The 15346-nt window shown below is 72.2% G+C and carries 18 protein-coding genes; 13 read left to right on the forward strand and 5 right to left on the reverse strand.

Features of this window, described 5'->3' with window-relative positions:
- Nucleotides 1-9 precede the first annotated feature (9 nt).
- Nucleotides 10-858, reverse strand: coding sequence for a serine/threonine-protein kinase (locus QRN56_RS18335; RefSeq protein WP_285105624.1), 849 nt, complete (start codon nucleotides 856-858; stop codon nucleotides 10-12).
- A gap of 96 nt (nucleotides 859-954) precedes the next feature.
- On the opposite strand from QRN56_RS18335, the gene QRN56_RS18340 reads away from it, so the two are divergent.
- Nucleotides 955-1701 carry an SDR family oxidoreductase gene (locus tag QRN56_RS18340; RefSeq protein ID WP_285105625.1) on the forward strand — a complete coding sequence of 249 codons (747 nt, stop codon included), beginning with the start codon at nucleotides 955-957 and terminating at the stop codon, nucleotides 1699-1701.
- A gap of 47 nt (nucleotides 1702-1748) precedes the next feature.
- A complete protein-coding gene (locus QRN56_RS18345; protein ID WP_285105627.1) occupies nucleotides 1749-2579 on the forward strand; it encodes an enoyl-CoA hydratase/isomerase family protein in 831 nt (276 codons plus the stop codon).
- 162 nt (nucleotides 2580-2741) lie between these two features.
- Here QRN56_RS18345 and QRN56_RS18350 read toward each other — a convergent pair whose 3' ends face one another.
- The 4 genes from QRN56_RS18350 to QRN56_RS18365 form a co-directional block, all read right to left on the reverse strand.
- Nucleotides 2742-3314 carry a TetR/AcrR family transcriptional regulator gene (locus QRN56_RS18350; RefSeq protein WP_285105628.1) on the reverse strand — a complete coding sequence of 191 codons (573 nt, stop codon included), beginning with the start codon at nucleotides 3312-3314 and terminating at the stop codon, nucleotides 2742-2744.
- Nucleotides 3311-4012, reverse strand: coding sequence for a DsbA family oxidoreductase (locus tag QRN56_RS18355; protein WP_285105629.1), 702 nt, complete (start codon nucleotides 4010-4012; stop codon nucleotides 3311-3313). The genes QRN56_RS18350 and QRN56_RS18355 overlap by 4 nt, the downstream gene beginning before the upstream one ends.
- Complete coding sequence (locus QRN56_RS18360; RefSeq protein ID WP_285105631.1) at nucleotides 4012-4188, reverse strand: hypothetical protein; 177 nt, start codon at nucleotides 4186-4188, stop codon at nucleotides 4012-4014. Before QRN56_RS18360 ends, QRN56_RS18355 begins: the two co-directional genes overlap by 1 nt.
- 86 nt (nucleotides 4189-4274) lie before the next feature.
- On the reverse strand, nucleotides 4275-5363 hold the full coding sequence (locus QRN56_RS18365; RefSeq protein WP_285105633.1) for a phosphotransferase family protein: 1089 nt from the start codon (nucleotides 5361-5363) through the stop codon (nucleotides 4275-4277).
- A gap of 88 nt (nucleotides 5364-5451) precedes the next feature.
- Between QRN56_RS18365 and QRN56_RS18370 the strand changes: the two genes are divergently transcribed.
- The 11 genes from QRN56_RS18370 to manD all read left to right on the forward strand — a co-directional run bounded on the left by QRN56_RS18370 (nucleotide 5452) and on the right by manD (nucleotide 15306).
- Nucleotides 5452-5949, forward strand: a complete 498-nt coding sequence (locus tag QRN56_RS18370; protein WP_285105635.1) for a pyridoxamine 5'-phosphate oxidase family protein — start codon at nucleotides 5452-5454, stop codon at nucleotides 5947-5949.
- A 130-nt stretch (nucleotides 5950-6079) separates the two neighbouring features.
- On the forward strand, nucleotides 6080-6889 hold the full coding sequence (locus QRN56_RS18375; RefSeq protein ID WP_285105636.1) for an SDR family NAD(P)-dependent oxidoreductase: 810 nt from the start codon (nucleotides 6080-6082) through the stop codon (nucleotides 6887-6889).
- 45 nt (nucleotides 6890-6934) lie between these two features.
- Entirely contained in the window at nucleotides 6935-7582 is a 648-nt protein-coding gene (locus QRN56_RS18380; RefSeq protein WP_285105637.1) for an SDR family oxidoreductase, read from the forward strand.
- 152 nt (nucleotides 7583-7734) lie between these two features.
- Nucleotides 7735-8631, forward strand: a complete 897-nt coding sequence (locus tag QRN56_RS18385; protein ID WP_285105638.1) for an endo alpha-1,4 polygalactosaminidase — start codon at nucleotides 7735-7737, stop codon at nucleotides 8629-8631.
- A gap of 85 nt (nucleotides 8632-8716) precedes the next feature.
- Nucleotides 8717-9493 carry a FadR/GntR family transcriptional regulator gene (locus tag QRN56_RS18390; RefSeq protein ID WP_285105640.1) on the forward strand — a complete coding sequence of 259 codons (777 nt, stop codon included), beginning with the start codon at nucleotides 8717-8719 and terminating at the stop codon, nucleotides 9491-9493.
- 105 nt (nucleotides 9494-9598) lie between these two features.
- Nucleotides 9599-9979, forward strand: a complete 381-nt coding sequence (locus tag QRN56_RS18395) for a winged helix-turn-helix domain-containing protein (RefSeq protein WP_285105641.1) — start codon at nucleotides 9599-9601, stop codon at nucleotides 9977-9979.
- Entirely contained in the window at nucleotides 9972-10817 is an 846-nt protein-coding gene (locus QRN56_RS18400; RefSeq protein ID WP_285105643.1) for a zeta toxin family protein, read from the forward strand. Before QRN56_RS18395 ends, QRN56_RS18400 begins: the two co-directional genes overlap by 8 nt.
- A 136-nt stretch (nucleotides 10818-10953) precedes the next feature.
- The gene (locus QRN56_RS18405) at nucleotides 10954-12273 is read left to right on the forward strand and encodes an extracellular solute-binding protein (protein ID WP_285105644.1); all 1320 of its coding nucleotides are present in this window, start codon (nucleotides 10954-10956) and stop codon (nucleotides 12271-12273) included.
- Complete coding sequence (locus tag QRN56_RS18410; RefSeq protein ID WP_285105646.1) at nucleotides 12273-13235, forward strand: carbohydrate ABC transporter permease; 963 nt, start codon at nucleotides 12273-12275, stop codon at nucleotides 13233-13235. The genes QRN56_RS18405 and QRN56_RS18410 overlap by 1 nt, the downstream gene beginning before the upstream one ends.
- A complete protein-coding gene (locus QRN56_RS18415) occupies nucleotides 13232-14047 on the forward strand; it encodes a carbohydrate ABC transporter permease (protein WP_285105647.1) in 816 nt (271 codons plus the stop codon). Before QRN56_RS18410 ends, QRN56_RS18415 begins: the two co-directional genes overlap by 4 nt.
- 44 nt (nucleotides 14048-14091) lie before the next feature.
- Nucleotides 14092-15306 carry a D-mannonate dehydratase ManD gene (gene manD / locus QRN56_RS18420; protein WP_285105649.1) on the forward strand — a complete coding sequence of 405 codons (1215 nt, stop codon included), beginning with the start codon at nucleotides 14092-14094 and terminating at the stop codon, nucleotides 15304-15306.
- Nucleotides 15307-15346: the final 40 nt, after the last annotated feature.

Here is a 15346-nt window from a genome sequence, read left to right on the forward strand (position 1 = left end):
GCCGGAAGGCTAACAGCGGCGGTTCGGGCCGTCGGGCTCTTCCCGTGCCGCCCGCCAGGCCTCGGCCAACGCCGCGACCGAGGGCCAACGCTCCTTCCGCTCCGGGCGGACCGCGCGGTCGGCGACGGCGAGCTGCGCGGCCGAGCCGGCCCAGGCCGCGGGCGACCGCGTCGCGTCGTCGCCCAGGAACGTGTGCGCGAGCGCCCCGAGCGCGAAGACGTTCGTGACCTCGTCGATCGGCGCGCCGAGCGCGTACTCCTCGGGCGACATGAACCGGGACGACCCCCACATCCGCCCCATCCGGTTGACCACCGGTGCACGCTCGTAGAGGTCCAGGTCGCACAGGACGACGCGCCCGGTCGCCGGCTCGATCATCACCGAGCCGTCGTACAGGTCGACGGCCACCCAGCCGAGCGCCGCCGCGTGCGCGTGGAAGTCGTAGAGCTGCCGCACCGCGTCGACCCGGGCGGCCAGGTCCAGGGACCGCACGACGTGCGACCGCTCGTACTGCCTGCCGACCGGCGTCGCGTCGGTCCAGTCGAACACGAGGGCGTGGCCGGTCCCGACGTCCACGGCCTCGCGCAGGGTCACGAGGGTGGGGTGGGCGAGCGCCCGGTAGACGTCGGCGGCCCGGCGGGCCCGCGCGGCCGCGTCGACCCCGTCGCCGTCGTACCGCTCCGTGGGCGCGCCCGCGTACTTGACGAACACCCGGCCCGCGGGCCCCTCGACCCCCAGGCAGAGGTTGCCCGAGTCCTGCTGGTCGAGCACCGCGAACACCGTGCCCCAGCGCGCCGTGAAGGACAGGTCGTGCGGCGTCCGCAGGCGCACGGGCAGGCCGTCCAGGTCGGTCACGATCACGCGCGGAGCCTAGCCGGAACTCACCCGCTTCCACGGGGCGCGGCCCAGCCCACGGACGTACCGTCGAACAGACGGAGCGACGGCGACGGAGGAACGATGACCACCACACCCGCCCCGCGTGAACCCGAGCTGGCCGGTCAGACCGTCGTCGTGATCGGCGGCAGCGCGGGCATCGGGCTCGAGACCGCGCGCCGCGCCCGGACCGAGGGTGCCGACGTCGTCCTCACCGGCCGGGACCCGGCCCGCCTGGAGCGCGCCGGTACCGACGTCGGCGCGCGCGCCACCGCGGCCTTCGACGCCACCGACACCGCCGCCCTCGCGCGGTTCTTCGGGGAGCTGCCGGACCCGCTCGACCACGTGCTGATCACGGCCGGCGGCCCGCACTACGGACCCCTGCTGGAGATGGACGCCGCCGAGGTGCGCGACGCGCTCGGCGACCACATGGTCGTGGCCCTCGACGTGGCCCGCAACGTCGCCGGCCGGCTGCGGCCCGGCGGGACGCTCCTGCTGATGGGCGGCACCGGGGCGCGGCGCGTCGGCCACGGCCTCGGGATCGCCTCGGCCACCACCGCCGCCCTGCCGCCGTTCACGGCGGCCCTCGCGCTCGAGCTGGCGCCGGTCCGGGTCAACCTCATCGCCGCGGGCTTCGTCGACACACCGCTGTCGGCCTCGCTGCTCGGCGACAAGCTGGACGAACGTCGCGCCGAGCTGCGGGACACCCTGCCGATCGGGCGGGTCGTCGGTCCGGCCGACGTGGCGGCGCTCGCCGTCCACCTCATGGCCAACACCGCACTGACCGGTGCGACCTATGACATCGACGGCGGCCAGCAGTTCGTCTGGTGACCCGTCCGGCGATCCGTCCGATGATCCGTCCGGCAAGGAGCACGACCATGAGCACGGAGCAGTTCCACGTCGACGAGGTCTCGCCGTCGTACTGGCGGGTGACCTTCGACAACGGGCCCGTCAACCTGCTGGACCCCGACACCGTCGAGCAGCTCGCGGTGCTGGTGGACCGGATCGAGGCGGCCCCCGACCTCACGGTCGTCGTGTTCCGCAGCGACACGCCCGGCTACTTCATGGCGCACTGGGACTTCCTGTCCGACACCTCCCGCGTCGTGGGGATGCCGCTCGGGCCGACGGGCCTGCACCCGTACCTGGACAACTTCGTCCGGCTGAGCCGCGTGCCGGTCGCGACCATCTCGGAGATCCGCGGCCGCACCCGCGGCGCCGGGAGCGAGTTCGTGCTCGCCACCGACATCCGCCTCGCGTCCGAGCGGGCCGTGCTCGGCCAGTTCGAGGTCGGCGTGGGCGCCGTCCCCGGCGGCGGTCCGATGGCGCGCCTGGGGCGGCTGGTCGGCCGGGGCCGCGCGCTGGAGATCCTGCTCGGCGGCGAGGACGTCCCAGCCGCGCGGGCCGCCGAGTACGGGTACGTGAACCGGCTCGTGCCCGACGCCGAGCTGGAGCGGGTCACCGACGCGTTCGCCCGCCGGATCGCGGCCTTCGACAAGGTCGCGGTGGCGGGCATCAAGCAGCTGGTGGACGTCGCGACCCTGCCCGCCGACGACGAGCTCGCCCGCGGGCTCGACGCCTACTTCGCCACCGCCGGCCGCCCCGAGCACCGGCCGTTCGTCGGCCTGCTCCTCGAGCACGGCCTCCAGCGGCCCGACGGCGTCGAGACCGACCTCGGCACCGCGATCGGCCGGCTCCGCCAGGGTTCCTGACCCGCAGCAGGGCGGGCCGCCTGGGCGCTGCCGCTACTTCGGCAGTCCGCCCTTGACGTCGGCAGTCGGCATCGAGATCGGCACAGGCCTGTGCCGATCTCAGTGCCATCTGCCGACTTGGCGGAGCTGACTGCCGGCCTCGCGTGCGCCCGGCCGCTCCCGCTACGGGTTCCGCAGCCCGCGGAGGGTGTGCTCGAAGCTGCGGACGTAGCTGTCGCGGTGCTGCTCGTCGCAGGCGCGGGCGATGATGCCGCGCTCCCAGATCAGCACGTCGACGTCGTCCGGCGTGAGGTCGGCCCGGATCGCGCCGGTGGCCTGTGCCTCGGCGAGGAATCCTCCGGCGACCTCGCTGGCGCGCTCGCACAGCGCGGTCAGCGCGCCGGACCCGGGCTGGGCGCGCAGCAGCACGTCGTTGGCCGCGGGCTCGTCGAACGCGACCAGCCAGATCTGCCGCAGGTAGCCCTCGAACCGCTCGGCGGGATCCTCGATGGCGCCGACCGCGGTGATGATGCCCGCGATGCGCTCGGCGAACAGCTCCTCCACCACCGCGTCGATCAGGCCCTGCCGGCCCCCGAAGCGGTGGTAGATGGTGCCCTTGCTGACGCCCGCGGCTCGTGCGACCTCGTCCAGGGGGCTGTTCAGCCCGCCCGCGCGGAACACGTCGAGGGCGGCCAGCCGGATGCCCTCGACGTTGCGCCGCGCGTCGGCGCGGAGCCGCGGCGGGTCCGAGGTCATCGACCGATCCCGGCGGCGGCGGGCGAGCCCACCGTCTCGTTCCAGCTCGTCTGCAGGGCCTGGAGGAACGCCTCCACCGGCTGCGCGCCGGACACGGCGTACTTCCCGGCGAACACGAAGAACGGCACGCCCGTGATGCCGAGCTGCCGGGCCTGCTGGATGTCGGCCTCGACGGCGTCGGCGAACTCGTCGTCGGCGAGCGCGGTCAGGGCGGCGTCGCGGTCCAGGCCCACCTGCGCGGCCAGGTCCGCGAGGACCTGGTGGTCGGCCACGTTCAGGCCGTCGGTGAAGTACGCCTGGAACAGCCGCTGGACCATCTCGTGCTGCTTGCCGTGCCCGGCGGCGAAGTGGCTGAGCTGGTGCGCGGTGCGGGTGCCCACGGCCTTGGCCCGGTCGAAGCGGTAGTCCAGCCCGACCTGCCGGCCGCGCTCCGCGATCTGCTCGTGCATCGCCGCCGCCTGCTCGCGCGGGAACCCGCGCTTGGCCGAGAGCAGCTCCAGCAGGTCGATCGGCTCGTCGCCGGTCAGCTCCGGCATCAGCAGGAAGCTGTGGTAGCGCACCTCGACCCCGGAGGCGTGCGGGAACTGCTCCAGCGCCCGCTCCAGGAGCGCGTCGCCCATGTAGCAGAACGGGCACATCACGTCGCTCCACACGTCGACCACGAGCTTGTCCGCGGCCCGACCGAACGCACCGGCCATCAGGAGCACACCCCGTCCACGGAGCAGACGCCGAACGCCTCGCCCAGGGGCAGGAGCTCGAACGGGGACCGGACCGCCGGGGCGCCGTCGACGGCCTCGGGCATCACCTCTGCCGGGGCCTGGACCGCGGCCTCGACCACGGGGGCGGCCTGCACGACCGCGTCACCTGTCTTCATGGTCAAGGACGGTAGGACTAACTTGAACCCCCCGTCAACTTGGGCTGCCTTCATCGCCGTCGGACGACGGGTCGGTCAGGGACTGCTCAGCGGCCCGCGGTGACGGCCTGGGTCACCGGCGCCCAGGACAGCGCGCGCAGGCATCCCGAGCGGATGTCGTCGAGGTGCGCGGCGAGCCGGGCCGGGGCGTGGCTGTTCAGGCCCTGGCGGACGGCGGTCAGGCCGGGGCCGAGCCGCAGGTGCAGCCCCCACGTGAGGTGGGCGACGGCGAAGCCGAGGGCTGCGGCCGGGCGCAGGTCGGTGCCCGCCAGGGCGCTGACGGCCTCGGCGTAGACGTCGAGGACGGCCGGCTCGTCCAGCTCGCCGTGGCCGCCGAAAGCCCGGTACATGGAGACGAACGTGCCGAGGTCGTAGCCGACCGGCCCCACCCCGACGTGCTCCCAGTCGATGAGGACCAGGGCGCCGCCGGCGGTCAGGCCTGCGTTGCGGGGCGTGAGGTCGCCGTGGACGAGGGTGGTCGGCAGCTCCGCCGCGCGCGCCGCGAGCTCGTCCGCGGCGTCCAGGCCCGCGTGCAGCGCGTCGACCTGCTCGGGCGTGAACAGGTTCCGCAGCCGCGGGTCGCCGGGCAGGGCGTCGAGGTTGTCGTGCCCGTCCGGCACGTGGTGGGCGTAGGCGGCGTAGCCCGCGGTCTCCAGCCAGGGAGCGCCGAGCAGGCCGGGCTCCAGGTCGCCGGGCACGTGCAGCAGCGCGGCCCGCTCGGCGGCGGTGGCCGCGGCGGCGGGCGTCCAGCTCTGCTGCAGCACGGCGTCGACGTCGCGCATGATGATCCAGTCGAGGCCGTTGTGACCGACCACCGTGACGTGGGGCGGCGTCGTCGTGCCGCGGGGGAGGAGGTCCGGGACGCCGCTCCGGAAGAAGCGGGCCTCGCGGTGGTCCAGCTCGGCGTCGCGCGAGTCGAGCAGGGACGGCTGGCCCCAGCCCGGGACCTTGACGATCCAGGCGGACGGGTCCGCGTGCGGGACCGCGACGCAGACCCGGAGCACGGCGGCCCGGCTCAGGCCCTGCGACAGGTCGCGCACCGAGAGCACGCGCGCCCCGGGACCCCATGCGCCCTCTCGGGACGCGAGGACGGTCTCGATCGTCTCGGCGTCGGGCAGGCCAGGTGCGTTCATCATCTTCCCTCGATGTCGAGAACGTGGCGGCGGCTCCGTCCCAGGGATATCAGCAGCCACACGGGCAGCGCGAATGCTTGGAGTGATACCGATGGAACAGCACGAGATCACCGAGATCCTGAACCGGCCGCTCAGCCAGGAGCTGCTGGCCCGCGACATCACGCGCCTGGCGTACGTCGCCACGGACGGCACGCCCCGCACCGTGCCGATCGGGTTCTCCTGGAACGGCACCGAGATCGTGATGTGCACCCCGACGAACGCGCCCAAGCTCCCGCACCTGCGGGCGAACCCGGCGGTCGCCCTGACGATCGACACCGAGGTGCACCCGCCCACGATCCTGCTGGTCCGCGGCCGGGCGGAGCTGGACGTCGTCGACGGCATCCCGGACGAGTACATGGAGGCGAACACCAGCTACGAGATGACACCGGAGCAGCGCGCCGAGTGGGAGGTGGGCGTGCGCGCGCTCTACGACGGCATGGTCCGGGTCGTGGTGACCCCGACCTGGGCGAAGCTGATCGACTTCGAGACGACCCTGCCCACCGCCGTCGAGGAGCTGCTCCGGAAGCAGGCCGGGCGCCAAGGGTCGTGAGGTCGGTCCCGGCGTCGATACGGTGCACCGGGGCCGCTCACGGACGCACCGGGTGAAACCGGCGAAACGGGGGTTACCACCGCGCGCTCGCCTGCTTACGCTCGTCGCAGGTGAGCCACGAGGAGCGGGCATGATCTCCGAGGAATCGACCGTGATCGTCACCGGTGCGACGGGCGGCATCGGGCTCCAGACCGCGCGTGAGCTCGTGGGCCGGGTCCGGCGCGTGATCGTCCAGGGTCCGGAGCCGGAGACCATGGTGCGTCCGGCGCTCCAGGTGCTCGGCGAGGGGACCGCGGAGGTGCGCTACGTCCGGTGCGACTTCGAGTCCTTGGCGGACGTCGCCGACGCCGCCGACGCCATGACCGCGCTGGCCGCGGGTCCGATCGACGCCGTCGTCAACAACGCCGGCGTCCCCGGGGCGATGACCCGGCAGGTCACGAAGGACGAGCACGAACGCACGCTCCAGGTGAACTTCCTCGCGATGGTGCTGCTCACCGAGCGGCTGCTGCCGGCGCTCGCGGACGACGGCCGCGTCGTCAACCTCGCGTCGGCCACCCACGAGATGACCGACCTCGACCTGGCGGACATCGAGCTGGAGCGCGGCTACGACGCCGTGCGGGCCTACGCGCGGTCCAAGCTCGCGATCATCCTCTACACCCGGTGGCTCGCGGACCGGCCGGCGGGCCGGGGCGTCATACCCGTGAGCCTCAGCCCCGGCGTGATCAGCACGCCGCTGCTGCACGCGATGTTCAACATCGGCGGGGTGTCGGTGCGGCACGGGGCCGACAACGTCCTGGCCGCGGTCACCGGGCCGGTCCGTGCGGGCGACTACTTCGACGACGGCGAGCTGGTGGAGCCGAGCGCCCAGGCGCGGGACGCCCGGCTCGGGCGGGCGCTCATGGACTACGCCTTCGGGGCGCTGCGGCCGCACCTGTCGTGAGCGTTCCGGCATAGCCTGGAGCGGACCCTGACGGAAGGAAGCACCATGTCCCGCGTTCTGATCATCGGCGGCCACGGAAAGATCGCGCTGCGGCTCGCGCCCCTGCTCGTCGAGCGAGGTGACGAGGTCACCAGCGTCTTCCGCAACCCGGACCACCAGGAGGAGGTCGCGGCCACGGGGGCGACGCCGCTGGTCGCCGACGTCGAGCAGCTCGACACCGCGGGCCTCACGGACCTGGTGCGCGGCCAGGACGCCGTCGTCTGGTCGGCGGGAGCGGGTGGCGGCAACCCGGCGCGCACCTACGCCGTCGACCGCGACGCCGCGATCCGGTCGATGGACGCCGCGAAGGCGGCGGGCGTCGCGCGCTACGTGATGGTGTCCTACCTCGGCGCGGGCCCCGGCCACGGCGTGCCCGAGGACAACTCGTTCTTCGCCTATGCGGAGTCGAAGACGGCGGCCGACGAGCACCTGCGCGGCACCGGGCTCGACCACACGATCCTCCAGCCGGGACCGCTCACGCTGGACGAGCCGACGGGGCTCATCGAGGTGGCCGAGCCGGGTGACGGCCGCGTCGCGCGCGCCGACGTCGCCGGGGTGATCGCCGCCGTCCTGCTGGACGACGGCACCGTGGGGCGCACCATCGCGTTCGGCAACGGTGGCACGCCGATCGCGGAGGCGATCGCCGCGGGCTGACCCGGGCTCCGGAACGCACCTTTGAGGCCCGAGTTTCTTCGCTTTGCAGGCCTGCAAAGCGAAGAAACTCGGGCCTCAAAGGTGAGGAGCGGACGACGCCGGAGCGCGCCGGCCGACCCTTCACCGGCTGCGGCGCTCGTTACGATCGGCGAGTGCCTCAGCTGATCGTCGCCGTACTCGTCGCCCTCGCGCTCACGGCCTGCCAGGGCGGCCCGACGGCAGGTCAGGAGGTCGGCCCCGGCAGCGCGCCGGCCTCGGACGACGCCGGCGCCGGCGCGAGCGACGCCACGGAACCCGGCGACGCCGCGGTGACCCTGCCGCCGACGACCGGGCGGTTCGACTACCAGCTCGGCACCGCGTACGAGCCGGACGGCGGCCTCGACGTCGTCGTGCGGGACGCGACCGCCGAACCCGCGGACGGCGCCTACGGCATCTGCTACGTCAACGGCTTCCAGACCCAGCCCGACCAGGCGGACCTCTGGCTCGGCGACAACGAGGACCTGCTGCTCCACGACGCGGCCGGCGAGCTGGTCGTGGACCCGGACTGGCCCGACGAGTACGTCCTGGACCCGTCGACCGACGAGCGGCGCGGCCGCATCCTCGACCTGCTCGGCCCCGTGATCACGGGTTGCGCCGACGCGGGCTTCTCCGGCGTCGAGATCGACAACCTCGACACCTGGACGCGGTTCACGGACCCGGCCACCGGGCAGATCGACCAGGACGCCGCCCTGGCCCTGGCCGGCGCGTACATCGACCTCGCGCACGAGGCGGGCCTCGCCATCGGGCAGAAGAACGCCGCCGAGGCGACGACGGTGGGGCGCGACCTCGGGTTCGACTTCGCCGTCACGGAGGAGTGCGCCGCCTACGGCGAGTGCGGCGCCTACACCGGCGTCTACGGGCAGAACGTGCTGCAGATCGAGTACACCGACAACCTCCCGGACGGGTTCGACGCGGTCTGCGCCGACCCGGACCGGGCCCCGCTGGCGATCCTGCGCGACCGCGACCTGGTAGGCCCCGACGACGAGGCGTACGCCTACGAGCAGTGCTGAGCCCGGCGCCGGGCGTGCCACGGCCGGCGTCGCCCCCCGCGCCGTCCGGGCCCGGGCCGGTCCCGCCGGTGCTTATCCTCGACGCATGACTTCCCCCCTCGTGCCGCCGCCGGATCCTCGTGACACGGGGACGACCGGCCGCAGGGGCCTGCTCACCGAGCACATCGCACGCCAGCTCGAGCAGCAGATCCGCACGGGGGAGTGGGCCGTGGGCTCCAAGCTGCCGTCCGAGCGCGAGCTCGCGGTGCAGTTCGGGGCGAGCCGGAACGTGATCCGCGAGGTGCTGCGCCGCCTGGAGGCCACCGACCTGATCGAGGTGGCGCCGGGTCGCGGGTCGTTCGTCACCGAGCAGTCATCGGCGCACGCCAGGGGCTACGACGCCCTCTACCGCACCGAGCGCCCCACCGTCCGGCAGCTCATCGAGGCGCGGATCCCGCTCGAGGTCGAGATCGCCGGGCTCGCGACGGAGCGCGCCTCGGACGAGCAGGTCGACGCCATCGTGCAGGCGCTCGACCGCGTGGAGTCGGCCGGTGACGTCGTCGACAAGGCGCGCGAGGACCTCCGGTTCCACGACACCATCGCCGCCGCCTGCGGTAACCCGGTGCTGCGCATCATGCTGTCGTCGATCGGCGGCATGATGTTCGAGATGATGCTGCGCTCCAACTCCGACCCGCGGATCGGGGAGCCGGGCGTGCCGCACCACCCCGAGATCGTCGAGGCGATCCAGGCGCGCGACGTCGCGCTCGCCCGGGAGCGCATGCGCGAGCACCTCGCGCTCGGTCTGCGCACCTACGGTCCGGACCTCGACGTCGGCCTGGACCTGATGGCGTCCCGCCACATCGAGACCCTGCTGGGGCGGTGACGGGACCCGCGCGATTGATTCATATTGAATCACCGCGTAGTGTGACCTCCGAGGAGGTCGTCCATGTCGAACCATGTTGCCGCCGTCGGCGAGTCGGATCTGAAGATGGCCTACGTCCAGGCGCGGCTGGCCGAGATCGAGCGGACCCGACGCATCTACCTCGCGGCCGATGGCGGAATGTCCCAGCGGGACATCGCGCGTGCCGTCCGCCTCTCCCAGGCCAGCGTGCACCGCCTGGTCGCCAGGGCGAAGGTGCTCGGGGTTGGCGAGTCGGTCGAGGAGATCGTGCTGCAGCGCTATGCGGGCAGGATCTCGACCGACGAGATGTTCCGGAACCTCGGTACGGCTGGTGTCTGGCTGCCGCGTGTCGTCGATCCCGCCGACGGCGTCCTGCCCGGATCGTCCGAGGAGGACATCGAGGCGCTGCTCGACGGCGGATTTCTCACCGAGGCCGAGGTCGACCAGATCCTCGATGCGCATGAGTGAGCTGCGCGACGAGGTTCACACCGCCGCGCTGAGAGCGATCTCGGGCGAGAGCCCGCTGGACGCGCTTCTCGCCGGCGGCGAGCGGCGTCGACTGGTTCGTGCTGCTCGTGACTGGTACCTGGACAGCTACGGCGAAGACGTGACGCGTGGCGGTACGTGCGTCGTCGTCACGGCCGGCCCGCCTGGTGCGGGCAAGAGCTCCACGCTCTCGGCGGCCGTGGAGGATGTCCGGTCGCGGCTGGTGATCGACGCTGACATCGCCAAGGAGTTCCTTGCGCGGTGGTGTGTGGTCGAAGGGGCCTACAGCAACGTCCTCGCCCGGACGTTGCCGGACGGCCGCGGCGTCATGCCGATGGACCTGTCGCCGTTGCTGCAGACGATGTCGACCGAGGTGTGCAACGCCGTCCGCCGCACCGCGCTGGAGGCGGGCATGGACATTGTGGTCGAGAGCACGATGTCCACGCCCGCGTACGGGGAGCGGCTGCTGCTCTCGCTGGCCAAGGCGGACTGCCGGAGCCTGCTCATCGTCTCGGTCGAGACGGACAAGGTGACGGCGCACGAGCGTGCTCGCGCGCGATGGTGGGCCGGTCGGCTCGATGACCACGAGCTGGGCGGACGGCTGGTGCTGCCGGAGGCCGTCGATGCCGTCTTCGGCGGTGACGGTGCGGCCAGCGCGTGCCGTGCGAACGCCCGCAGCCTGGTGCGCTCCATCCGGCGCGGCGAGAGCTCGCTCGGCGCGGTCACGCTCCTGGAGTACGACGACGGAGCCCTGACGGCGGTCGATGCCGACCCGCCCAGGTCGATCGAGAACGCCGTGTCGATCGCCGAGGCCCGGTAGCCCCGGGCATACCCGGCACCTTTGGAACCACCCTCTGCGCCGTGTTAGCGTCCAACTGGTCCTACCAGTTGGACCACTGACGATCGGTATCCCGCACTCGACGAGGCGGGCACACAGGGAGGTGTGACGTAACGTCATGACACACGTACTCAGGCCGCGTGCGGCGCGGGGCATCGAGCTGAGCCGGCGGTCGTTCGGCGTGCTCGCCGCGACGTCCGTGCTGGCCGCCTGCGCGGGCAGCCCGCGGACGGCGAGCCCGGACGCCCCGCTGCGGGTGCTCGCGATCAACCACGTCTGGACGCAGGCGATCAGCCGCTACCTCCCCGAGCTCGAGGAGCGGATCGGCCGCCGGGTGTCGCTGCGGATGCTCACCGCCGACCAGCTCACCTCCAGCTTCAACGTCAAGCTCAACGCGTCGGCCACCGACATCGACGTCATGACGATCCGGCCGCTGCAGGACCAGATGATGTTCGCGCGCAACGGCTGGATCGCCGACCTCACCGACCGGGTCGAGGGCGACGCCGACTACCGCTGGACCGACTTCCAGGACGCCCCGCGCGAGCGGTCGATCACGGCCGGCGCCGCCGTCAGCGTCCCCGTCGTGACCGAGCGTCCCGCGCTGTACTACCGCAAGGACCTGCTCGAGGAGTTCGGCGGGGCGCCGCGGACCCTCGACGACATGCTCGACATCGCCCTGGAGACCCAGCGGCGCAGCGAGGGCTTCTTCGGGTTCGTCGGCCGCGGCCAGCGGGCCGGCGCCGTCACCCAGTGGTCGAGCTTCCTCTACTCGTTCGGCGGTGACTTCACGGTCGACGGCCGGTCGGGCATCGGCACGCCCGAGGCGGTCGCCGCCTACGAGTTCTACGGTCGCCTGCTGCACGACGCCGGACCGCCCGGGGCCACCAACATGAGCCTCGAACAGGCCATGCCGATCTTCGCGCAGGGCAAGGCCGCGATGTATGTCGACGCCGACGCGATCTACAGCAACTTCCTGGACACGTCGATCTCCACCGTCACCGACACCGTGGGCTTCGCACCTTTCCCCGCAGGTCAGGCGGGTTCCGTGCCGCACAACATCCCGTCGTGGAGCCTGGCGGTCAACGAGTTCTCGCTGTTGCGGGACGACTCGTGGGAGTTCCTGCGCTGGGCCTCCAGCCCCGAGATGGTGGCCCGGCTGCAGTCCGAGGGCATCCCGGGCGCGCGCCAGTCGGTCTGGGACGACCCGGCGACGCTGGCGTCCTTCCCCGCCGACCTCGCCGAGGCCATGCGGATCAACGCGGCCAACGGCGTGGGGCACGACCGCCCCGAGGTGATGCAGGTGGGCCGCGCCCGCGACATCGTCGGCCGCCCGCTGGTCTCCGGCATCGTCGGCGAGGACGTCGCGTCCGTGGCCGCCGACGCGGACGCCGAGTTCAACGACTTCCTCGTCCGCGACAACCGTCAGCAGGAGTTCTGATGACGACGACAACCACCCGCACCTCCACCGCCGGCGCCGCATCCACCCGCCGTACCCGGTCGTCGGACACGCCGTTCGTGACCTTCGAGCAGGCGAACCGGCGCCTCAAGTGGGCGCTCCTCGCGCCCGCGCTGGGCTTCGTCGGGCTGATGATCGCGTTCCCGCTGGTCTTCACCATCAACCTCAGCCTCACCGACGCCTTCGGCGCCGTGAACGCGGGCAACTCCTACGTGGGCCTGCAGAACTTCGCCGACGCCCTCACGGACACGCGCCGGTTCTGGCCCGCCGTCGGCCGCACCGTCACGTTCACGCTCGGCGCCGTCGTGCTGGAGACCGTGCTCGGGCTGGCCCTGGCGATGCTCATGCGCAAGGCGTTCCGCGGCATGGAGATCGTCCGCACCATCCTGATGGTGCCGCTGCTGGCCACCCCGGTCGCGATCGGCATCCTGTGGATGCTCATCCTCGACCCGACCAACGGCATCGCGAACCACCTGCTCGGGTTCGTGGGCATCCCGCCCCAGGAGTTCCTGGGTTCGGTGTCGCAGTCGCTGCCCACCCTCATGCTCATCGACGTGTGGCAGTGGACCCCGATGATGACCGTGCTGCTGCTCGCGGGCCTGACCACGCTGCCCGAGGAGCCCGAGGAGGCCGCCCGCGTGGACGGCGCGAACGCCTGGCAGCGGTTCGTCCACATCATCCTGCCGATGCTGCGCACCACGATCCTGACGGCACTGGTGCTCCGCGGCGTCGACGCCCTGAAGACGTTCGACCTGATCTACGCGACCAAGGGACCCGGCGGCGGCTCGGACTTCGAGGCCGAGACACTGAACGTCTACGCCTACGGCCTCACCTTCGACTACCAGGAGTACGGCCTGGCCTCCGCGGTGCTGGTCCTGTTCACGCTGTTCATCGTCGCGATCGTGGTCGTGCTGCGGCGCCGCACCGAGAGGAGCGCCTCGTGAGCGCCACCACCACCTTCCGCGCCCTGCGCGGCGTGCTGATCACCGTCGTGTGCGCGGTGATCGCGCTGCCGATCATCTGGATGATCGCCGCCGCGTTCAAGACGAACGTGCAGGTCACCGATCCGACGGTCGGCCTGGTCTTCTCGCCCACCTGGGACAACTTCCGGAACGTCCTGGCCGACGGCGCCCTGGCGCACTCGCTGCTCAACTCGCTGGTCGTCGGCGTCGTCTCGACGGCACTGAGCGTGGTCGTCGCCGTGCCGGCCGCCTGGGCGGTGGGCCGGTTCCGCATGCGCCGCACCGGCTCGATCGTGCTCGTGGCCCGCATCATCCCGGCCATCTCGCTGCTCGTGCCCTGGTACTACATGTTCGCGCAGCTCGGCCTGGTGGGCAGCCACCTGGTGCTGATCCTGAGCCACATGTTCGTCTCCGTGCCGCTGATCCTGTGGATCATGATCGGCTTCTTCGAGGGCCTGCCGGTGGAGCTGGAGGACGCCGCACGGACCGACGGCCTGTCCGCCTTCGGAGCGTTCCTGAGGATCGCGCTGCCGCTCGCGGCGCCCGGCACGGCCTCCGCCGCGGTGCTGGCGTTCATCTTCAGCTGGAACAACTTCATCTTCGCGCTGATCCTCGCGGACGAGCGCACGATGACGATGCCCGTGCTGCTGTTCAACTTCATGTCCTACGCCAGCACCGACTGGGGCGGGCTCATGGCGGCCGCGACCCTCATGACCGTGCCGGTGCTGCTCGCCGCCGTCTTCGGGCAGCGTTTCCTGGTGGCGGGCCTCACCGCCGGCGCCACCAAGGGCTGACGCCCGCACTCCTGCTTCCCTCACCACCGACAGAAGGTTTCCGCATGAAGATCGTCGACGCGAAGGTCGTCGTCACCTCGCCCGGCCGCAACTTCGTCACGCTGCAGATCACCACGGACGACGGGGTGACCGGCCTGGGCGACGCCACCCTGAACGGGCGCGAGCTGGCCGTCGTCAGCTACCTGCGCGACCATGTCGCGCCGCTGCTGGTCGGCCGCGACCCGCACCGCATCGAGGACACCTGGCAGTACCTGTACCGGGGCGCCTACTGGCGGCGGGGTCCGGTGACGATGGCCGCGATCGCCGCCGTCGACGTCGCCCTGTGGGACATCAAGGCCAAGGTCGCCGGCCTGCCGCTGTACCAGCTCCTCGGCGGCGCCAGCCGCGACCGGATCCGCGCCTACGGGCACGCGAACGGCTCCAGCCTGCCCGAGATCTTCGACTCGGTACGGGCGCTGCAGGAGCGCGGCTACCAGAGCATCCGCATCCAGAGCGGCGTGCCAGGCCTGCAGTCGGTCTACGGCGTCCACACGACGACGTCGGACGACGGCTCCGCGCCGGACGCGCTCGCCCGGCCGGCCGTCGAGGACTGGGACACGGCCGCCTACCTGCGGTACATCCCCCAGGTCTTCGAGGCCGTGCGCAACGAGTTCGGCCCGGACCTGCCGCTGCTGCACGACGCGCACCACCGGCTGTCCCCGATCGAGGCCGCCCGCCTCGGCAAGGACCTGGAGCCGTACGACCTGTTCTGGCTGGAGGACTGCACCCCCGCCGAGGACCAGGAGGCGCTGCGTCTGGTGCGGCAGCACACGACCACGCCGCTGGCGATCGGCGAGGTGTTCAACACCGTGTTCGACTACCAGACGCTGATCGACGACCGGCTCATCGACTACGTGCGCTCCGCCGTCACGCACTTCGGCGGCGTCAGCCCCATGAAGAAGCTGTTCGACTACGCGGGCCAGCGCGGGATCAAGAGCGCGATCCACGGGCCGGAGGACATCTCGCCGGTGGGCATGGCCGCCGCGCTGCACCTCGACCTGGCGATCCACAACTTCGGCATCCAGGAGTACTCCGGGCACACGGACCTCACCAACGAGGTCTTCCGGCACGCGTACACCTTCGAGGACGGCCACCTGCACCCGGGCGAGGCCCCCGGCATCGGCGTCGAGCTGGACGAGGAGCTCGCGGCCGCGCACCCGTACGTGCCCGGGTACCTGCCGGTCAATCGGCTCCAGGACGGGTCCGTGCACGACTGGTGACGCGGATCACCCCGGCGTGACCCCATCCGGGAACGCCCCG

Origin of the sequence: Promicromonospora sp. MEB111, from assembly GCF_030209445.1 — a bacterium.
GTDB lineage: Bacteria > Actinomycetota > Actinomycetes > Actinomycetales > Cellulomonadaceae > Promicromonospora.

Bases quoted from the DNA above. Each gene is read 5' to 3' on its own strand.
- QRN56_RS18340 (WP_285105625.1), top strand. From the start codon at position 955: ATGACCACCACACCCGCCCCGCGTGAACCCGAGCTGGCCGGTCAGACC.
- QRN56_RS18345 (WP_285105627.1), top strand. From the start codon at position 1,749: ATGAGCACGGAGCAGTTCCACGTCGACGAGGTCTCGCCGTCGTACTGG.
- QRN56_RS18350 (WP_285105628.1), bottom strand. From the start codon at position 3,314: ATGACCTCGGACCCGCCGCGGCTCCGCGCCGACGCGCGGCGCAACGTC.
- QRN56_RS18355 (WP_285105629.1), bottom strand. From the start codon at position 4,012: ATGGCCGGTGCGTTCGGTCGGGCCGCGGACAAGCTCGTGGTCGACGTG.
- QRN56_RS18360 (WP_285105631.1), bottom strand. From the start codon at position 4,188: ATGAAGACAGGTGACGCGGTCGTGCAGGCCGCCCCCGTGGTCGAGGCC.
- QRN56_RS18365 (WP_285105633.1), bottom strand. From the start codon at position 5,363: ATGATGAACGCACCTGGCCTGCCCGACGCCGAGACGATCGAGACCGTC.
- QRN56_RS18370 (WP_285105635.1), top strand. From the start codon at position 5,452: ATGGAACAGCACGAGATCACCGAGATCCTGAACCGGCCGCTCAGCCAG.
- QRN56_RS18375 (WP_285105636.1), top strand. From the start codon at position 6,080: ATGATCTCCGAGGAATCGACCGTGATCGTCACCGGTGCGACGGGCGGC.
- QRN56_RS18380 (WP_285105637.1), top strand. From the start codon at position 6,935: ATGTCCCGCGTTCTGATCATCGGCGGCCACGGAAAGATCGCGCTGCGG.
- QRN56_RS18390 (WP_285105640.1), top strand. From the start codon at position 8,717: ATGACTTCCCCCCTCGTGCCGCCGCCGGATCCTCGTGACACGGGGACG.
- QRN56_RS18395 (WP_285105641.1), top strand. From the start codon at position 9,599: ATGGCCTACGTCCAGGCGCGGCTGGCCGAGATCGAGCGGACCCGACGC.
- QRN56_RS18400 (WP_285105643.1), top strand. From the start codon at position 9,972: ATGAGTGAGCTGCGCGACGAGGTTCACACCGCCGCGCTGAGAGCGATC.
- QRN56_RS18405 (WP_285105644.1), top strand. From the start codon at position 10,954: ATGACACACGTACTCAGGCCGCGTGCGGCGCGGGGCATCGAGCTGAGC.
- QRN56_RS18410 (WP_285105646.1), top strand. From the start codon at position 12,273: ATGACGACGACAACCACCCGCACCTCCACCGCCGGCGCCGCATCCACC.
- manD (WP_285105649.1), top strand. From the start codon at position 14,092: ATGAAGATCGTCGACGCGAAGGTCGTCGTCACCTCGCCCGGCCGCAAC.